General features: G+C 71.3%; 20 protein-coding genes and 1 pseudogene. 13 read left to right on the forward strand and 8 right to left on the reverse strand.

Annotated features, from left to right (window positions below):
- Window positions 1–268, forward strand: a pseudogene (locus HF577_RS31340) (hypothetical protein); the annotation flags it as partial.
- Window positions 269–287: 19 nt separating this feature from the next.
- Here the strand turns inward: HF577_RS31340 and HF577_RS31345 are convergent.
- Complete coding sequence (locus HF577_RS31345) at window positions 288–911, reverse strand: FMN-binding negative transcriptional regulator (RefSeq protein WP_169399614.1); 624 nt, start codon at window positions 909–911, stop codon at window positions 288–290.
- Window positions 912–1,033: 122 nt separating this feature from the next.
- Here HF577_RS31345 and HF577_RS31350 point away from each other — a divergent pair, with 122 nt between their 5' ends.
- From HF577_RS31350 to HF577_RS31405, 12 genes are all read left to right on the forward strand, one after another.
- The gene (locus tag HF577_RS31350; protein ID WP_169399613.1) at window positions 1,034–1,429 is read left to right on the forward strand and encodes a hypothetical protein; all 396 of its coding nucleotides are present in this window, start codon (window positions 1,034–1,036) and stop codon (window positions 1,427–1,429) included.
- A 240-nt stretch (window positions 1,430–1,669) separates the two neighbouring features.
- Window positions 1,670–2,095 (forward strand): hypothetical protein, encoded by a 426-nt coding sequence (locus tag HF577_RS31355; protein ID WP_169399615.1) that lies wholly within the window; start codon window positions 1,670–1,672, stop codon window positions 2,093–2,095.
- A gap of 570 nt (window positions 2,096–2,665) precedes the next feature.
- Window positions 2,666–3,322 (forward strand): hypothetical protein, encoded by a 657-nt coding sequence (locus tag HF577_RS31360; protein ID WP_169399616.1) that lies wholly within the window; start codon window positions 2,666–2,668, stop codon window positions 3,320–3,322.
- Window positions 3,315–4,592: an SRPBCC family protein gene (locus HF577_RS31365; RefSeq protein ID WP_169399617.1), complete on the forward strand. Its 1,278-nt coding sequence runs from the start codon at window positions 3,315–3,317 to the stop codon at window positions 4,590–4,592. The genes HF577_RS31360 and HF577_RS31365 overlap by 8 nt, the downstream gene beginning before the upstream one ends.
- Window positions 4,593–4,595: 3 nt before the next feature.
- Window positions 4,596–5,027 (forward strand): gas vesicle protein GvpJ, encoded by a 432-nt coding sequence (gene gvpJ / locus HF577_RS31370; RefSeq protein ID WP_169399618.1) that lies wholly within the window; start codon window positions 4,596–4,598, stop codon window positions 5,025–5,027.
- Window positions 5,024–5,806 carry a GvpL/GvpF family gas vesicle protein gene (locus HF577_RS31375; RefSeq protein ID WP_246267644.1) on the forward strand — a complete coding sequence of 261 codons (783 nt, stop codon included), beginning with the start codon at window positions 5,024–5,026 and terminating at the stop codon, window positions 5,804–5,806. Before gvpJ ends, HF577_RS31375 begins: the two co-directional genes overlap by 4 nt.
- A 4-nt stretch (window positions 5,807–5,810) precedes the next feature.
- Complete coding sequence (locus tag HF577_RS31380; protein WP_169399619.1) at window positions 5,811–6,041, forward strand: gas vesicle protein GvpG; 231 nt, start codon at window positions 5,811–5,813, stop codon at window positions 6,039–6,041.
- A 113-nt stretch (window positions 6,042–6,154) separates the two neighbouring features.
- Window positions 6,155–6,652 carry a gas vesicle protein GvpO gene (gene gvpO / locus HF577_RS39945; protein ID WP_312859505.1) on the forward strand — a complete coding sequence of 166 codons (498 nt, stop codon included), beginning with the start codon at window positions 6,155–6,157 and terminating at the stop codon, window positions 6,650–6,652.
- On the forward strand, window positions 6,649–7,275 hold the full coding sequence (locus tag HF577_RS40280) for a gas vesicle protein (protein ID WP_407692258.1): 627 nt from the start codon (window positions 6,649–6,651) through the stop codon (window positions 7,273–7,275). The genes gvpO and HF577_RS40280 overlap by 4 nt, the downstream gene beginning before the upstream one ends.
- Window positions 7,268–8,020 carry a GvpL/GvpF family gas vesicle protein gene (locus HF577_RS31395; protein ID WP_169399621.1) on the forward strand — a complete coding sequence of 251 codons (753 nt, stop codon included), beginning with the start codon at window positions 7,268–7,270 and terminating at the stop codon, window positions 8,018–8,020. The genes HF577_RS40280 and HF577_RS31395 overlap by 8 nt, the downstream gene beginning before the upstream one ends.
- Complete coding sequence (locus tag HF577_RS31400; RefSeq protein ID WP_312859506.1) at window positions 8,017–8,190, forward strand: gas vesicle protein; 174 nt, start codon at window positions 8,017–8,019, stop codon at window positions 8,188–8,190. Before HF577_RS31395 ends, HF577_RS31400 begins: the two co-directional genes overlap by 4 nt.
- The gene (locus HF577_RS31405) at window positions 8,187–8,483 is read left to right on the forward strand and encodes a gas vesicle protein K (protein WP_169399623.1); all 297 of its coding nucleotides are present in this window, start codon (window positions 8,187–8,189) and stop codon (window positions 8,481–8,483) included. The genes HF577_RS31400 and HF577_RS31405 overlap by 4 nt, the downstream gene beginning before the upstream one ends.
- Before the next feature lie 79 nt (window positions 8,484–8,562).
- Here HF577_RS31405 and galK read toward each other — a convergent pair whose 3' ends face one another.
- The 7 genes from galK to HF577_RS31440 form a co-directional block, all read right to left on the reverse strand.
- Complete coding sequence (gene galK, locus HF577_RS31410) at window positions 8,563–9,693, reverse strand: galactokinase (RefSeq protein ID WP_169399624.1); 1,131 nt, start codon at window positions 9,691–9,693, stop codon at window positions 8,563–8,565.
- Window positions 9,690–10,778: a galactose-1-phosphate uridylyltransferase gene (galT, locus tag HF577_RS31415; protein WP_169399630.1), complete on the reverse strand. Its 1,089-nt coding sequence runs from the start codon at window positions 10,776–10,778 to the stop codon at window positions 9,690–9,692. The genes galK and galT overlap by 4 nt, the downstream gene beginning before the upstream one ends.
- A 29-nt stretch (window positions 10,779–10,807) precedes the next feature.
- A complete protein-coding gene (locus HF577_RS31420) occupies window positions 10,808–11,575 on the reverse strand; it encodes a DeoR/GlpR family DNA-binding transcription regulator (RefSeq protein WP_169399625.1) in 768 nt (255 codons plus the stop codon).
- Window positions 11,575–13,557, reverse strand: coding sequence for a beta-galactosidase (locus tag HF577_RS31425; protein ID WP_312859507.1), 1,983 nt, complete (start codon window positions 13,555–13,557; stop codon window positions 11,575–11,577). The genes HF577_RS31420 and HF577_RS31425 overlap by 1 nt, the downstream gene beginning before the upstream one ends.
- 1 nt (window position 13,558) lies before the next feature.
- Entirely contained in the window at window positions 13,559–14,476 is a 918-nt protein-coding gene (locus HF577_RS31430) for a carbohydrate ABC transporter permease (RefSeq protein WP_169399626.1), read from the reverse strand.
- Window positions 14,473–15,396, reverse strand: coding sequence for a carbohydrate ABC transporter permease (locus tag HF577_RS31435; protein WP_169399627.1), 924 nt, complete (start codon window positions 15,394–15,396; stop codon window positions 14,473–14,475). Before HF577_RS31435 ends, HF577_RS31430 begins: the two co-directional genes overlap by 4 nt.
- 13 nt (window positions 15,397–15,409) lie before the next feature.
- Window positions 15,410–16,590 (reverse strand): ABC transporter substrate-binding protein (locus HF577_RS31440; RefSeq protein WP_169399628.1); only part of this gene is annotated, 1,181 nt, incomplete at its 5' end.

A 16,590-nucleotide genomic window follows, 5' to 3' on the forward strand; every position in this document is an offset into this window, starting at 1 on the left:
GGCCGCCGCGGTGGCCGGGATGTTCGCGGCCGAGACGATGTACGCGCGCTGGTGCGCCTCGGCGGGGGAGATCCCGGCCCGGCGTGCGCCCGACCTGCAGGAGTGGATCGACCTGCACACCGCACCCGCGTTCCTCGCCCAGGTGGACGCGCTGCGCGCCGACATCGACGCCCTGGACCCGAACGAGGTGGGCGACACCGAGCTGGACCGCTGGTTCAGCGGTGTGCTGCGAGCGGAGATCGCCTTCCACGATGCCGTGTATTACTGAAGGGGTGCGACGGGACGGATCAGACCGGGCGGGCGGCCCGCACCGCGGTGGACATGGGAGCGTCGCCCCGTGCGTCCAGCCCCGCCAGCACGCCGTCGATATCCGCGGCCGGCCGGTTCTGGCTCATCTTCACCTTCGCCTCGATGCGGCTGATCACCACCTCGACGCCGACGATCGCGCGCAGCTGCCCGGCCACGAACGCGGAGGGCGCGTCGTCGACCGACCACGGGGCGGGTTCGCGCGACTCGTGCAGGTCGGTGAGCCTGCGGACCAGCGCATCGAGCCACGCCGGGTCCTCGTGGGTCCGGAGCACCCCGTAGACGTGAGCGGTGAGGTAGTTCCACGTCGGCACCACGCGGCCGTGCTCGGCCTTCGAGGCGTACCAGTTCGGCGTGATGTAGGCGTCAGGGCCGTGCACGATCACGAGCGCCTCGCCGGTCGGCGGCCGTCGCCACTGGTCGTTGTTGCGGGCGACGTGGCCGCGCAGGACGCCGTGCTCGCCGTCGTCCGGGTCGAAGAGGAGAGGGAGGAAGGTGGCGAGCATCCCCTCGTCGGTCATGGTGACCAGGTCGGCGGCCTGCGGGCGGTGGAGCAGCTTCCGCACGGTGGCGGCGTCGGCGGCGAAGTGCGCGGGGGTGTACACGCGGTCCAGTCTCCCGGGTGGCGGCGTCTGATGGGCGGGGTTTCGCCCATCCACCGGTCGATCGTCCCGGTCTGCGTGGTCTCGGCGATCCGACGATCCGGATGAGATGGCATTGTTTGATCATGCAACGAGAGTCGGGCTCTGGCCCTCGGATGGGCGGCTCCCTTCCCGGGGTGTGCCTTGCCCTGCTGGCCGTCCTGGCCGCGCTGCTGATGATCCCCATCGGGCTCGTCGCGTACCCCGCGTACCGCGCCCAGAGCTGGGCCGCCGACGTGGCCGCCGTCGTGGAGGCCGTCGAGCTCTCCGAGGCGGCCGGTCGGGGTTACTCCTCGGTGCGGTTCGCGCCGCCGTTGCCGGCGGAGGCCCTGGACGCCGCCGCCACCGGTGACCTGGTCGCCGAGATCCCGGCCGACGTGCGGGTCGGGGAAAGGGTGATCTGCCGGGTTCGGCAGACGTTCACGATGGACACCGACTTCGACCGCGGGGCCCAGACCAGCATCGAGAGGTGTTGGCGCTAGGCGGCGGCCCGGAGTACGGCCCCAGGGCCCGTGGAATGCCTATTCCCGGCCCGGTCGGAAATTACGACGCCCAGCGGTTGTGCTAGATCGAGTTTCGTGACACATGCTGATGGAGTACGGCGCCGAACCGCATCTGATCGAGTAGAAGCACGAGCGGACGGGTATCTGACGAACGCGGTCGCACCATCCGTCGGGCAGTTCTGCTCGAACGGAGAGGTGGACGGAGAAGAGGACGGGCTGATGGTCGAGACGACGGGGCGCGCGGCGCCGGGGGCTCCGGCCGGTATCAGCGCCCGGCCCACCGAGCAGGCTCTCGAGGAGTTGAAGGCCAGCCTCCGCAAGCTGCTCGCCACGGTGCTCGAGCGGGCGTTCGGGCTCGCGTTGGAGAAGGTCGAGACGCTGGCCCAGAGCTTCGACGAGATCGCGGCCCGCGGTGGCGTCCCCCTGAACGCGCTGCTCGGTGGCGTCCGGGCGGGGATGCAGGGCCGCAACCCGGTCTGGGGAGCGATCAAGGGTGCGTTCGGTGCACTGAGCCCGGCGGTCCGGGTGGCGATCATCGTGGCGCTGGTACTCGCGCTGGTCCTGCTGCCGGTGACGGTCGTCCTGCTCCTGCTCGTGTTGATCGTCGCCGCCGTGTGGCTGGCTGTGCGGGCCGCCTCGCGATGACGGCAGGGCGCTGACCCGACGCTGACCCGGGCGAGGCCCGTCGGCGCGCTCGTCCACGTGTCGCCGGGCCCGGACCATCCGGGGCAACGGGCGATGGTCCGGGCGGCGGTCGGCGCGCCCGTCCTGGACGGCACGACCGGCTCAGATGCGTCCGGCGTCCCGGACGCTCCGATGGACGGGTCGTCCCGGCGCCGCACTGCGCGCCACCTGCAGCGGAGGGCGAGCGCAGGTCCTGGCTCGATCCGGCCGCCGGCGATCGCGCTGTCCCGGAGCACGAACTTCGACACCCGACTGGGCATTCCGGTGATTTCGTGGCGATCACGGCAGCTTTACTCCATCTGAGTTCCGGCACTCGGCGGCGCTCTCTGCGCCGAACGGCCTAATTTCACGAAGATTCTTCCGTGAGTGACCCGCAGGCGTGTGTGCGGCCTTCACCGGGGGTAGTCGTTGTGGCGGCCGTCAGGAGGCGCGTATTGCGTCGGAATGGTTTCGGCGCGATGGTTGTCGTTTCACGCGATTGCCGAAACCAACAAATAACTGACATCCGCGACTACGGACAGAGGAGATCCAGTGAAGTGTGGAGCCCGAGTAGCCCTCGGCGTGGTCGGCGGCTACTTCCTCGGACGAACCAAGAAGATGAAGCTCGCCATGATGCTGGGCGGGATGGCTGCCGGGCGGCGGGCGGGAGGTCCCGGCGAGCTACTGAAGACCGGGACGAAGCTCCTGAACAGCTCGCCCGAGTTGTCGCGGCTCACCGATGAGGTGCGCGGCCGGCTCCTGGAGGCCGGCAAGAGCGCCGCGCTGGCAGTGGCCGCTCGCCAGGTCGAGTCGCTCACCGACCGGGTCGGCAAGAGGGTGGAGTCCCTCGGCGACGTTGCGGCACCGAGCCGGCGGAAGGCCGACGAGGAGCCCGAGCCCGAGACGGACGAGTACGAGGACGAGGACGTCGTCGACGACGACAGCGCACCTGCGGCGGAGGACGAGGACGACTACGAGGACGAGCCGGAACCCGAGCCCGAGCCCGAGCCGAAGCCCGCGGCCCGGCCCAGGACGCGCTCGACCAAGGCGGCGCCTGCCCGCGCCGGCAAGAACGCAGCGGCCGCCACGGCGACGCTCAAGCGGACGGCAGCCCCGGCTTCGGGTGCGGGTCGCGGCGCGAGCAAGTCCACGGCCGGCCGCAAGACCGGCCGGACCGCACGGACCCAACGGAGCGACGGCGATGGCTGAGACGACCGACAAGCCGAGCCTCAGCGACGCGCTGCCCACGGACGCGCTGAAGGATGCCGGGCAGCGCCTGCTCGGCCTGCTCGTGCAGCGTGCCGCCGAGGCCGCGACCGACCGGGTGAGCGGCCTGTCCGAGCGCCTGACCGGCGTCGCCGAGAGCGGCGGGCAGGGCCTGCGGACCGCGCTCGGCGGCAAGGAGCGCTCGGAGAGCGACGAGGACGACGACGGCGAGGAGGGTGACGACGGCGAGTCGCGCCCCGGCTTCCTGAAGCGAGGCTTCACCGCGCTCAAGGACAAGATGAAGAACGCCTTCGGTGGTGGCGGCGGGGGCTCGGGCGGCCAGAAGAAGCTGAAGGTCACCGTCATCAGCGAGAGCCAGGACGTCGGCCTGCCCCTGCGCACGACCTACGACCTGTGGACCCAGTTCGCCGACTTCCCGACCTTCATGAAGAAGGTCGAGAGCGTCGAGCAGGCGTCGGACGAGAAGATGAACTGGAAGGCGCAGGTCTTCCTCTCGCACCGGACGTGGGAGGCGACGGTCGTCGAGCAGGTGCCCGACTCCCACATCGTCTGGCGGTCGAAGGGCCCGAAGGGCCACGTCGACGGCGGGGTCAGCTTCACCGCTCTCGGCCCCAACCTGACTCACATCGCGCTGATCCTCGAGTACTACCCGCAGGGTCTGTTCGAGCGCACCGGCAACCTCTGGCGCGCCCAGGGCCGCCGGGCCCGGCTGGAGTTCCAGCACTTCCGCCGGCACGCGATGAGCAACGTCCTGATCCACCAGGAGGACGTCGAGGGCTGGCGCGGCGAGATCCACGACAGCGAGGTCACCAAGACCCACGAGGAGGCCATCGAGGAGGAGCAGCGCGCCCAGGAGGAGGAGGACCAGGCCGCCGAGGACACCGCCGGTGCCGAAGGCGCCGACGAGGAGACCGAGGGCGACGAGGACACCGGGCGCGAGGCCGCCGAGGACCAGTCCGAGGAGGGCGACGAGGACGTCGAGGACGCCGAGGACGCCGACGGCGGGGCCGTCAACGGCCAGGCGTACGAGGAGGACGACGAGGCCTACGACGAGGACGACGAGTACGCCGACACGGGCGACGAGGACCAGGGCGACGAGGACCAGGCCGACGAGGCCGACGAGGCCGAGGACGAGTACGTCGACGAGGAGCCGGAGGAGGTCGCCGAGGCCGACGAGGACTCGGACGACGACGAACGGGCCGAGAAGGCCCGCCGGCCGGTGGCGGCGTCGAGATCACGACGGGGGCGATGACGAATGACAGTGTCGGCACAGAGAGGCGGCGGCGGGGGTGGCGTCGTCGAGCGAGGCGGCGGTGGCCCCGGAGGTGGGCTCGCGGACGTCATCGAGCTCATCCTCGACAAGGGCCTGGTGATCGACGTGTTCGTGCGTGTGTCACTGGTCGGGATCGAGATCCTGACCATCGACGCCCGGATCGTCGTGGCGAGCGTGGACACGTTCCTGCGCTTCGCCGAGGCGACCAACCGCGCCGACCTCTACGGCAAGGGCGCCAAGCCCAAGGACCTGGGTGAGCTGACGCAGAGCATCACCGAGGGCGGCGCCAAGGGGAAGACCTCCGGCGCGCTCGACGCGGCCGTCGACAAGGTCGGCGAGCTGCTCAGCAGTGGGCGGGAGGATCGGGAGGCGGCGCCACGCAGGCGTCCCCGTCAGCGGGAGCGTGACGAATGAGCGAGGCCGTGAGCGACATGCAGACGCCTGAGGGCGACGAGGAACAGGTGGTCCCGGTGTACGTCTACGGGCTCGTCCGGGCGGGCACGGAGCTGCCCGCCGGGCTGGAGGGCCTCGGACCGTCGGGCCAGGTGTCGACGATGGTGGAGGGTGAGGTCGCGGCGATCGTCAGCGACATCCCGCTGGACCGTCCGCTGGGCACCCGCAAGGACCTGCTCGCCCACGAGGCAGTGGTCGACGCCGTGGCGGCGAACGCGGCCGTCCTCCCGATGCGGTTCCCTGCCGTCACCGCGGAGGATGCCGTGGTCGAGGAGCTGCTCGCGCCGAACCAGGACCACTTCCTGGCCGTCCTCGACGATCTCGAGGGCAGGGTGCAGTACACCCTGAAGGGCCGCTACGTTGAGGACGCGGTGCTGGGCGAGGTGCTGCAGGCCAACGCCGAGATCCGGGCGCTGCAGGACAAGATCAGCGAGCTCCCCGAGGACGCGTCCTACTACGACCGCGTGCGGCTGGGCGAGCTGGTCGTCAACGTGCTCGAGGAGCAGCGCGAGGGTGACGCGGCCCAGATCCTGGACCGCCTGGAACCGTTCGCCGTGTCGCTCGTGGCCAACCAGCCGAGCCAGCCGGAGGACGTGGTCAACGCGGCCTTCCTGGTGGAGCGCGATCGCCTGGGCGACTTCGACGAGGCGGTGGAGAACCTGGGCAGCGAGCTCGACGGCCGGATACGCCTCCGGCTGCTCGGTCCGCTGGCGCCGTACGACTTCATCCCCGCGGAGTGATCACGTGGGCCTGCTGACCGGTCTGCTCACCCTGCCGCTCGCTCCTGTTCGCGGGGTTCTGTGGATGGCTGAGCAGATCCGGGAACACGCTGAGGAGCAGTACTACGACCCGGCTCGGATCCGCGCCCAGCTGGAGCGGATCGACGAGGCCCGCCAGAGCGGCGAGCTGTCCGACGAGGAGGCCGACGAGCTCGAGAACGAGCTGTTGCAACGGCTGATGGTGCGCCGGAGCTAGGTCCACGGCCGGATCCGTCCCCGGGTTGCCGCATCGGGTGCCGTGTAGTCGGCTGGATGTCCGATGATGTCCGACCGACGCCTGGCATCCGACAGGCGAGGGATGGAGCCGAGGTGGCTGACGAGGAGCAGGTGGCACCCCGTCGCTTGCGAGAAGTGGGCAACGGCAGCGGGCGGGAGGCGAAGCACGCACCGCCCGCTGCCGAGCGGGACGAGGAGCACGACGAGCAGGACAGGCCCCGGCGGCGACCGGCCGGCGGACCGCCCGGAGGGTCGGGGGCCCGGCGCAGGCCTGCGCCGGCAACCGACCGGGACGACGGGCCCGGTCCGCGCGAACGGCCGGCGCCCGCCATCCGGGCGGCCGCGGCCGCGCGCCTGGCCATGGAGAACGTTGCAGAGTTCACCGGGCTCGAACCGGAGAACGTGGTCGCGATCGACCGCCGTGACGGCGACTGGCATGTCGACGTCGAGGTCGTGGAGAGCCATCGGATCCCGGACACCACCGACGTCCTCGCGATCTACGAGGTGCGGCTCGACCGCGATGGTGATCTGCTCTCGTACCGCCGGACCCGGCGGTACGCACGTGGCCAATTCGACAAGGAGAGCCGATGACTTCCGGCGGCCTACCCATGTCCAGCCGTGCTCGTCCCCCCGAGCGCAGGCAGGAGACGTCGACCAACCTGGCCGACATCCTCGAGCGGGTCCTGGACAAGGGCATCGTGATCGCCGGAGACATCCGGGTGAACCTGCTCGACATCGAGCTCCTGACGATCAAGATCAGGCTGCTCGTGGCCTCGGTCGACAAGGCCAAGGAGATGGGCATCGACTGGTGGGAGCACGACCCGACGCTGAGCTCCGGCAAGAGCAGTGGTGGTCTCATCGAGGAGAACCGGCTGCTGAAGGAACGCATCGCCGCGCTCGAAGCGGGGAGCGCGCCGGAGCTCGACGGCGGCGCGGCCCCCGCCGGGCGGTCGGTCGTGGCTCCGAAGGACGTGGTCGAGCCGGCCCCGGAGGTGGTCGAGCCGGCCCCGGAGGAGCTGGTCGACGCCGAGGACGACGAGGAGCCGGCGGACACCGAGGACGACGAGGTCGACGCCGACGACGAGGAGCTGGTCGACGACGACGAGGAGCCGGGCGACCCGGAACCGGAGGAGGCGGTCGAGGCGGCCCCACCGAGGAGGCCCCAGCGGCGAGCACGGCGTCCGGTCGAGCGGCGGAGGCGCGACGATGGCTGACTCCCTCGTGTACGTCTACGCCGTCACCGACGCCACGCAGGAGCTCCCGGCGGTCACCGGTGTCGACGACACCTCCGTGCGGCAGGTCGTCTCGGGCGGGCTCGCGGCGGTGGTCAGCTCCGTCGACCCCACGCGGTTCAGCGAGGAGGCGCTGCGGCGCAGCCTGGAGGATCTGCAGTGGCTGGAGAGCACCGCACGCGCCCACCACGGCGTGGTCGCGGCCGTGGCGCAGTCGGGGCCGGTGGCGCCGGTGCGGCTGGCCACCGTGTACCTGGATGACGACAACGTCCGGGCCCTCCTGGACGACAACGGCCCGGCGTTCGCCGCCGCCCTCGATCGGATCAGGGGACGCACCGAGTGGGGCGTGAAGATCTTCGCCGCGCCCACCCCGGGCGGGGCCGAGTCACCGGCCGTCGACGACACCCGGCCCGGCACGTCCTACCTGTTGCGCCGGCGCGCCGAGCGCGACCGCGCTGCCCGCGGTCTGCAGGATGCGGTCGCCGCGGCGGAGGCGGCGCACGGTGACCTCGCGGCCGTCGCGGTGGCGAGCCGCCGGTACGCACCGCAGGACCCACGGCTCAGCGGCCACCGCGAGGAGATGGTGCTCAATGCCGCCTACCTCGTGGACGAGGCCGGGGCGGCCGCACTGCACCGGCTGATCGAGGACCGGGACGAGCCCACCCTGCGGCTCGAGCTCACCGGTCCGTGGGCGCCGTACTCGTTCGCCACGCTGGAGGAGCAGTGACCGCCGCCGTGCCCGACCGTGACGTGGCGCTGGTCGACCTGCTGGACCGGTTGCTCGCAGGCGGCGTCGTGATCACCGGCGACATCACCATCTCGCTGGCCGACGTCGAGCTGGTGCACATCTCGCTGCGCGCCCTGATCAGCTCCGTGCAGACCTTGGTGGACTCATGACCGATCTTCCCTCGAAGATTCAGCTCGACCCGGAGGCGATCGGCCGCGATCTCGGCAGGCTCGTGCTCACCATCGTGGAGCTGGTCCGCCAGCTGATGGAGCGCCAGGCGATCCGCCGGGTCGAGTCGGGTGATCTCCCGGACGAGACGGTGGAGCGGCTCGGGCTCGGGCTGATGCGCCTCGAGGAGGCGATGACCGAGCTCCGGGAGCACTTCGGCCTGCGGGCCGAGGACCTCAACATCGACCTCGGCCCCCTGGGCGACCTGCTCCCGCGCTCGACCTTCCGCGACTAGGACCCCATGGCCGGCCGCACACACCCCGTGGCCACCGTGCACACGTCCTGACGTGTGCACCGTGGCCTCATGCCGACCGTCAGCTCACCCGCTGCGCCCCGGCCGACGGCTCCGCGGCGCGGATCTCCGGCTCCCGGTACCCCGCCTCCGCGAACGCGGTCCGCACCTCCGACGCGACCGTGTCGGTCTGTTCCAGTGGCACCAGCGCGATGGCCGAGCCGCCGAACCCGCCCCCGGTCATCCTGGCTCCGAGCGCGCCGGCGCGCCGGGCCGCCCAGCAGGCCAGGTCGAGCTCGTCGGACGACACCTCGTAGTCGTGGGCGAGCGAGGCGTGCGAGGCGTCCAGCAGTGGGCCGATCTCGGCCAGGCGTCCCGCGTCCAGCAGCGCCACCGCATCCCGCACCCGGGCGATCTCGGTGACGATGTGGCGGGCGCGGGGGAGTAGCTCCGGGTCGAGCGTGGTTACCTCGGCGAGCGTGACGTCGCGGAGGCTGGGCCTCCCCAGCGCGGCGGCCGCCTTCTCCACGGCCGCGCGACGCTTCCCGTACTGGCCGTCGGCGAGGCGGTGCCGGACGCGCGTGTCGATCACGAGCACCGCGAGCCCGGCGTCGGCCGGTGTGAACGGGACCGCGCGGTCGGTGCCGTCGCGCATGTCGAGCAGCAGCGCGTTGCCCGCCACCGCCAGCATCGACGTGGCCTGGTCCATCCCGCCGGTGGCCGCGCCGACCACGTCGTTCTCCGCGCTGATGCACGCCGCCGCCAGCTGTCGCCTGCCGGAGGGCGTGCCGCCGAGCCCGAGGCCGAACAGGTCGTCGACGGCGAGTGCGGTGGAGCACTCCAGCGCCGCGGACGACGACAGCCCCGCCCCGAGCGGCACGGTGTCGGTGACCAGCAGGTCGATCCCGCCGACCTCGTGCCCGGCCCGCCGCAGCGCCCACAGCACGCCGGCGGCGTAGCCGGCCCAGCCCGCGGGGGAGGCGGGGCCGATGTCGTCGAGCGTGCCGCTCCAGTCGTCGTCCTCGGCGAGGCTGCGCAGCCGGACGCGGCCGTCGTCGCGGGCGGCCACCTCGACCACGGTGCGCTCGGCGATCGCGAAGGGCAGGCACAGGCCTTGGGCGTAGTCGACGTGTTCGCCGATCAGGTTGACCCGGCCCGGGGCGGCCCACCGGCCGTCCGGTGCGCGCTCGAAGAGCTCCCGGAACCCCGTCACGGCGTGCCCACGTCCCGCAGCCGCTCCGCGATCCGTTCCGGGGCGGCGTCGTTGATCCAGGCGCCCGCGCCCGACTCCGACCCGGCCAGGTACTTGAGCTTGCCCGGCGCGCGCCGCAGCGAGAACAGCCGCAGGTGCAGCCGGGTGAGGTCCCGCCCGGTGTGCACGGGCGCCTGGTGCCAGCCGGCGATGTAGGGCGGCAGCTCGCCGAAGTAGCGGCTGAACCGCTGCAGCAGGTCGCGGTACATCACCGCGAGCTCGTCGCGCTCCGCACCGTCGAGGGCGGCGAAGTCGGGCACGGCCCGGTGCGGGACGAGATGCGCCTCCACGGGCCAGCGCGCCGCCGCCGGCACGAACGCCGTGAAGTGCTCGCCCTCGAGGACGATGCGGGTGCCGGCCTTGCGCTCGCTGTCGAGCACGTCGCCCATGAGGTCGCGACCGGTGCGCTGGCGGTGTTCGGCCGAGCGCGCGAGCAACTGCGCCGTGCGCGGGGTGACGAACGGGTAGGCGTAGATCTGCCCGTGCGGATGCTCGAGGGTGACCCCGATCTCCTTGCCGCGGTTCTCGAAGGGGAAGACCTCGTCGACCCCCGGGATCGCGGAGAGCGCGGCGGTGCGGTCGGCCCACGCCTCGATCACCGTGCGCACCCGCTCCACGGGCAGCGCCGCGAAGGACGAGTTGTGGTCGCTGGTGAACAGGACGACCTCGCAGCGCCCCACGGCCGGGCGCTGCGGCCACAGCGGGTTTCCGTCCACCTCGGGAGAGATCTCGCCGTCGATCTCCTGGGCGAAGGAGGGGAACCGGTTCTCGAACACGACCACGTCGTAGTCCGACGCCGGCACCTCCGTCGGCTCCTTGCCCGGGCGCGAGGGGTCGAGCGGGCAGTGCTCGGCGGGCGGCAGGAACGTGCGGTCCATGCGGTGCGCCGCGATCGTCACCCACTCCCCGGTGAGCACGTCGAACCGCATGATCGAGCCGTGCGTCACCGACGGGAGGTCGCGCCTGTCGGGCACCACCCGGCTCGCGCCGCCGCTGACGTAGGGCTCGGTGTCGTCGAAGTAGATGAGCTCCCGGCCGTCGGCCATCACGGTCGGGGTGCGGCGGACCTGGACGTTCACGCGGCCAGCACCAACCGTCCGCAGCTGTTGTCCAGGATCTTGCGCGCGTCGGAGTCGAGGCCGTCGTCGCAGATCACGACGTCCACCTCGTCCAGAGTCGCGATCGTGCTGAGTCCCACTACTCCCCATTTCGAACTGTCGGCGACCACCGCCACCTGCCGGGCGCTCGCGACCAGCGCCCGGTTCGTCTCCGCCTCCACCAGGTTCGGTGTGGTGAACCCGGCCTCGGCGTCCATCCCGTGCACGCCCATGAGCAGCCAGTCGACGTGCAGCCGCCGCAGCGCCGCCACCGCGACCGGCCCGACCAGCGCGTCCGACGGGGTGCGCTCGCCGCCGGTCAGCACCACCGTCAGGTCGGCCCGGGGCGACTCGTGCAGCACCTCCGCCACCCGCAGCGAGTTGGTGACGACGGTCAGGCGCGGGATGTCGAGCAGCACCGACGCCACGGCGTGCGTGGTGGTGCCGGCCGAGAGCGCCACCGACGCACCCGGCTCGATGAGCGCCGCCGCCGCGGCCGCGATGGCCTGCTTCGCCGCCGTGTGCAGGCCCGCCTTGGCCGCGAAACCCGGCTCCTCGACGCTGCTGCCCGCCGCGGTGGCGCCGCCGTGCACGCGCGTGACCAGCCCGCGGGTGGCGAGCACCTCGATGTCGCGGCGCACGGTCATGTCGGAGACCCCGAGCCGTTCCACGAGCTCGGAGACGCGGGCGCCACCGGTGGTGCGCACGGCGTCCAGGATCAGCTCCTGGCGCTGGCGAGCCAGCATCAGGTCTCCTCCTCCCGGACGACGGCGGCGCCTCCCGCCGGCACGTCGACGGTACCGCCCACGCGTTCCCCGGTGAGCAGGTCGAGGCCCCGTGCGGGGACCTTCACGGGATCGTGGCTGCGGTTGAGCACGAAGAGGTGGCGACCGCGTCGCACCAGCTCCACGCCCGGTTGCGCTCCGGTGAGGCGGGTCACCCCGGCGTCGCGGGTGAGGCGGTCGGCCAGCGCCGCGGTGGCCGCGTCGTCCAGCCGGGTGGCGAGGTACCAGGCGACGCCCTCGCCGACGGCGCGGCGGGTGAGCGCGGGCGTACCGGGCAGCGGCCCGTCGGTGTAGCGGGCGACGACCTCGGCGTCGGGCGCGGTGAGGACCTCGGTCCACAGGTCGGCCGTGCTGCCGTCGTCGAGAGTGACCGTCTGGCCGGGCGGCAGCGGCGCGAACTCCTCGGCCCGCACGCCCAGCAGCTCGCGGAACGCCCCCGGATAGCCGCCCAGCCGGATGTGGTCGCGCTCGTCGACGATCCCGGAGAAGTACGTGACGAGCACCTGCCCGCCGGCGCGGACGTACGTGTCCAGGGCGGCGGCCGTGACGTCGGAGGCCAGGTACAGCGTGGGGACGATCACGAGCCGGTAGCCCGCGAGGTCCGACTCCGGGTGCACCACGTCGGCGGTCGCGCCCAGCTCCGTCACAGCGCGGTGCCAGCGGTGCACGGCGTCGACGTACCGCAGCTCGCCGGTGGGGTGGGAGCCGAGGTCACACGCCCACCAGGAGTTCCAGTCGAACAGCAGCGCGACATCGGCCTCGACCCGGCTCCCGGCGACCTCACCGATGCGCCGCAGCGCGTCACCCAGCCCGACCACCTCCCGGAACCGCTGGGAGTCGCGGCCGGCGTGGGGGACGAGCGCGGAGTGGAACTTCTCCCCGCCCGCCCGCGAGGCCCGCCACTGGAAGAAGGCGACGCCGTCGGCCCCGCGGGCGACGTGGCGCAGCGAGTCGACCAGCAGCTCACCGGGCCGTTTCGCCACGTTGACCGGCTGCCAGTTCACCGCCGAGGTGGCCGACTCCATCAGCAGCCACGGCGCGCCGCCCGCGACCCCGCGGGTCAGGTCGTCGGTGAAGGCCTGCTCGGCGCGCGGGTGCGCCAGCCGGGCGTCGAGGTAGTGGTCCTGCGCGATCAGGTCCAGCTCCGGTGCCCAGCGGAAGTAGTCCTGCTCGGACTGATGCGAGCTGACCATCAGGTTCGTCGTCACCGGCACGTCGGGCGACAGCCGCCGCAGCAGGTCCCGCTCGGCCCGGTAGTAGTCGAGCAGCGCGTCGGAGGAGAAGCGCGCGAAGTCCAGCTCGTGGGTGGGGTTGGGTACGGCCGGGGTGATCCGCGGCGGCAGCACCTCGTCGAAGCTCGAGTAGTGCTGCGACCAGAACGCGGTGCCCCAGGCGTCGTTCAGCGCGTCGACGGTCCCGTACCGGTCGGCGAGCCAGCGCCGGAACGCCGCGGCGCTGACGTCGCACCAGCACTTGCCGATGTGACAGCCCAGCTCGTTGCTGACGTGCCAGAGCCGGACGGCGGGATGGCTGCCGTAGCGGGTCGCCAGCTGCTCGACCAGCCGCAACGCGTGGTCACGGAAGACCGGGGAGCTGGGGCACCAGGACTGCCGGCTGCCCGGCCACAGCGTCCTGCCCTCGGCGTCGACGGGCAGCATCTCCGGGTGGGCGTGGGTGAGCCACGGCGGCGGGGCGGCGGTGGCCGTGGCCATGTCCACCGCGATCCCGCCGTCGTGCAGCAGGCCGAGCACCTCGTCGAACCAGCCGAAGTCGTACCGGTCGGGCCCGGGTTGCAGCAGCGCCCAGGAGAACACCCCGAGCGTCACGAACCCGACGCCGGCCTCCCGCATGAGTTCCACGTCCTCACGCCAGACGGAGGGCGGCCACTGCTCGGGGTTGTAGTCACAGCCCAGCGAGATGCCGTCGAACGGGAGTAGAGCCACATCAACCCTTCGTGGAGCCGAGCGTGAGCCCGGAGACGAACTGCTTCTGGAGGGCGAAGAACACGACGAGCACCGGCAGGGCCACCAGCACCGACCCGGCCGAGAGCAGGTTGTAGTCGACGAAGAACTGCCCCCGCAGGTTGTTGAGCGAGCTGGTGATCGGGAGCTTCTGGAAGTCCTGGATGAGGACCGTGGCCCAGAAGAACTCGTTGTAGACCCACGTGGTCTGCAGCACGGCGAGGGCGGCGAGAGCGGGCCGGCACAGCGGCAGGGTGAGCTGCCAGTACTGGCGCCAGACGCTCGCCCCGTCGATCTCGGCCGACTCGTAGATCTCCCTGGGTACCGTCTTCATGTAGTTGCTCAGCACGAACGTGCAGAAGCCCATCTGGAACGCGACGTTGATCAGGATGAGTCCCCAGTAGCTGCCGAGCAGCGAACCGCTGTCGCTCATCCACTCCGGCAGCGGGATCTGCCGGTACAGCCGGAAGATCGGGATCAGCAGCGCCTGCGGCGGCAGCAGGTTCGCGGCCAGGAACACACCGAGCAACGTCAGGTTGAACGCGTAGTTGAACCGCGCGAGGACGAACGCGGTGCACGAGGACAGGAGCAGCACCAGCACGACGGCCGGCACGGTGATGATCAGGGAGTTGAGGAAGCCCTGCGCGAAGTTCCCGCGCTCCCACGCCTCGGCGTAGTTGGCGAACGTGAACCCGCCGAACGAGGCGTAGCCGTGCTCCGTGGTGTAGGCGTAGTCGCGGAAGGAGTTGATCACCGCCCAGGCGAGCGGGAACACCCACGACAGCGACACGACGATGAGGAACGCGTGCAGCAGCGCCCGCGGGCCGCGTCGCCGTGGCGGCCCCGCGGCGTTGCCCGGGGTGGCCTGCCGAGCAGGCGGCGCGACCGTCGTCATGCTCATGTCCGGTCCTCCCTCATCACGACGCGCAGGTAGATCGTGATGAACACCGACGAGATCAGCAGCATGATCGTCGCCATCGCCGAGCCGAACCCGATGCGACTCGCCTCACCGACGACGTTCGCGGTGACCAGCGCGGCGATGATCTCCAGGCCGTTGCGGCCCTGGTTCACGATCCACACCAGGTCGAACGCGCGCAGCGACTCGATCACCACGACGACGATGACGATCAGGTTGATCGGGCGCATCACCGGCAGGATGATCCGGAAGAACGTCGACACCTCCCCGGAGCCGTCGATCGCCGCCGCCTCCCGCAGCGACGGGTCCACGCCCTTCAGCCCGGCCAGGTACAGCAGCATGATGTAGCCGGTGTGGCGCCAGCCGGTGGCGAACAGCACCGCCCACAGGTTGACGTCCGGGTCGCCGTACCAGTCGATCTGCGTGCCGAGCACCGCGTTGAGCAGGCCCTGGTCCCGGCTGTAGAGCAGCTGCCAGATGAAGCCGACGAGCGCCAGCGACAGCACCACCGGCATGTACAGCGCGGTCTGGTAGATGCGGCTGCCCTTCAGCTCCTTGTCCAGCAGCACGGCGAACAGGACCCCGAGCAGCGTGGGGCCGACGATCAGGAACGCCAGCCACAGGACGTTGTGCTGCACCGCGGGCCAGAAGGGCGGGTAGATCGTCGCGATGTCGACGTAGTTGTCGACCCCGACGACCTTGATCCGGTCGAGGCTCCCGATCCCGTTCCACGACGTGAACGACAGCAGCACCGAGCCGATCGCGGGCAGCCAGACCAGGCCGATCACCAGCAGCGCGGGGATCACGACCATCAGCGTGACCACCACCCGGTCGCGCGGTGCCAGCTTGCGCTGCCGCCGCGTGCGCGGCAGGGCCCGGCGCGCGGCGCGCGTGTCCGACGTCATCTCGCAGCTCCCGTCAGCTCGAGAAGATCGACTGCTTCTGGGCCTCGATGCTCTTCACGAGGCCGTCGACGTCGTTCGGGTTGCTGATGAACTGCTGGAACGCCGGGATCACCACGGTGGAGGCGAAGTCGGGGCGGGTGTCGCGGTCGAGGAACTGCGCGATCTCCGTGGCCTGGCCCACCAGCTCGGCCGACTTCAGCTGGAGCTGGGAGTAGGGCTTCGTGTCGGCGTCGGAGTTGACCGAGATGATCGGCAGCCCGGTGGTGGCTGCGGCGGCCGCCGCCTGGGGCGAGGCCATGTACTTGAGGAACGCGATCGCGCCCTCCTCGTTCTCCGGGCTCGCGGACATGCAGAAGCCGTCGATCGGCGCGTCGATGGCCGTGGCGCCGATGCGGGAGTCGATCTCGGGGAACGTGAAGAAGTCGAGGTCGTCCTCGTCGTCGGGGAACTGCTCGTTGAGGAACGTCCCGAGCACGTACATCCCGGCCTGCTTCTTCTGCAGGGTCTGCGCGGCCTCCTGCCAGGTGCGGCCCAGCGCGTCGGGCTGGTGGTAGGGGAGCAGCCCGCGCCAGGTGTCGAAGACCGTCCTGACCTGCGGGGAGTCCCACGAGCCCTGACCCGCCATCAGGTCGACGTGGTACTGGTAGCCGTTGATCCGCATGTTGAGCATGTCGAACGTGCCCATCGCGGGCCAGCCGTCCTTGTCGCCGAACGCGATCGGCACGAGCCCGTCGGCCTGCATCCGCTGACACAGCGCCCGGAACTCGTCCAGCGTCGTGGGCACCTGGTACCCGGCCGTCTGGAACATCGACTTCCGGTAGAAGACGGCCCACGGGTAGTAGGACTGCGGGACGAAGTACTGCTTGCCGTCGTCGGCGGTGGACTGCGCCTTGAACTTGTCGGCCACGCCGGGCAGCGGCCAGGCCGAGCTGACGTCGCCGATGAGGCCCTGCTCGGCGAAGAACCGCATGCGGTAGCCGGCGAACCAGGAGAACACGTCGTCCGGGTTGCCCTGCAGGTAGGTGTTGATGTTCTCCTGGAACGTGTTGTGGTCGACCGCGTTGATCGCGATGGTCGTCCCGGTGGCCTTCAGGTAGTCGGCCGCCTGGGCCTCGCGCTGCTTGGCGAACGTCGTGCCGCTCTCGTTGGAGCCGAGCGAGACGGTGCCCGGCCCCGCCGCAGCCCGGCCCTGGT

It is taken from the genome of Pseudonocardia xinjiangensis (assembly GCF_012911925.1).
GTDB lineage: Bacteria > Actinomycetota > Actinomycetes > Mycobacteriales > Pseudonocardiaceae > Pseudonocardia > Pseudonocardia xinjiangensis.

Coding starts and splice junctions, on each gene's coding strand:
- HF577_RS31435 (WP_169399627.1), bottom strand. CDS start 15,396: ATGACGTCGGACACGCGCGCCGCGCGCCGGGCCCTGCCGCGCACGCGG.
- HF577_RS31405 (WP_169399623.1), top strand. CDS start 8,187: ATGACCGATCTTCCCTCGAAGATTCAGCTCGACCCGGAGGCGATCGGC.
- HF577_RS40280 (WP_407692258.1), top strand. CDS start 6,649: ATGACTTCCGGCGGCCTACCCATGTCCAGCCGTGCTCGTCCCCCCGAG.
- HF577_RS31365 (WP_169399617.1), top strand. CDS start 3,315: ATGGCTGAGACGACCGACAAGCCGAGCCTCAGCGACGCGCTGCCCACG.
- HF577_RS31430 (WP_169399626.1), bottom strand. CDS start 14,476: ATGAGCATGACGACGGTCGCGCCGCCTGCTCGGCAGGCCACCCCGGGC.
- HF577_RS31355 (WP_169399615.1), top strand. CDS start 1,670: ATGGTCGAGACGACGGGGCGCGCGGCGCCGGGGGCTCCGGCCGGTATC.
- HF577_RS31420 (WP_169399625.1), bottom strand. CDS start 11,575: ATGCTGGCTCGCCAGCGCCAGGAGCTGATCCTGGACGCCGTGCGCACC.
- HF577_RS31350 (WP_169399613.1), top strand. CDS start 1,034: ATGCAACGAGAGTCGGGCTCTGGCCCTCGGATGGGCGGCTCCCTTCCC.
- gvpJ (WP_169399618.1), top strand. CDS start 4,596: ATGACAGTGTCGGCACAGAGAGGCGGCGGCGGGGGTGGCGTCGTCGAG.
- HF577_RS31375 (WP_246267644.1), top strand. CDS start 5,024: ATGAGCGAGGCCGTGAGCGACATGCAGACGCCTGAGGGCGACGAGGAA.
- galT (WP_169399630.1), bottom strand. CDS start 10,778: ATGGCCGACGGCCGGGAGCTCATCTACTTCGACGACACCGAGCCCTAC.
- HF577_RS31395 (WP_169399621.1), top strand. CDS start 7,268: ATGGCTGACTCCCTCGTGTACGTCTACGCCGTCACCGACGCCACGCAG.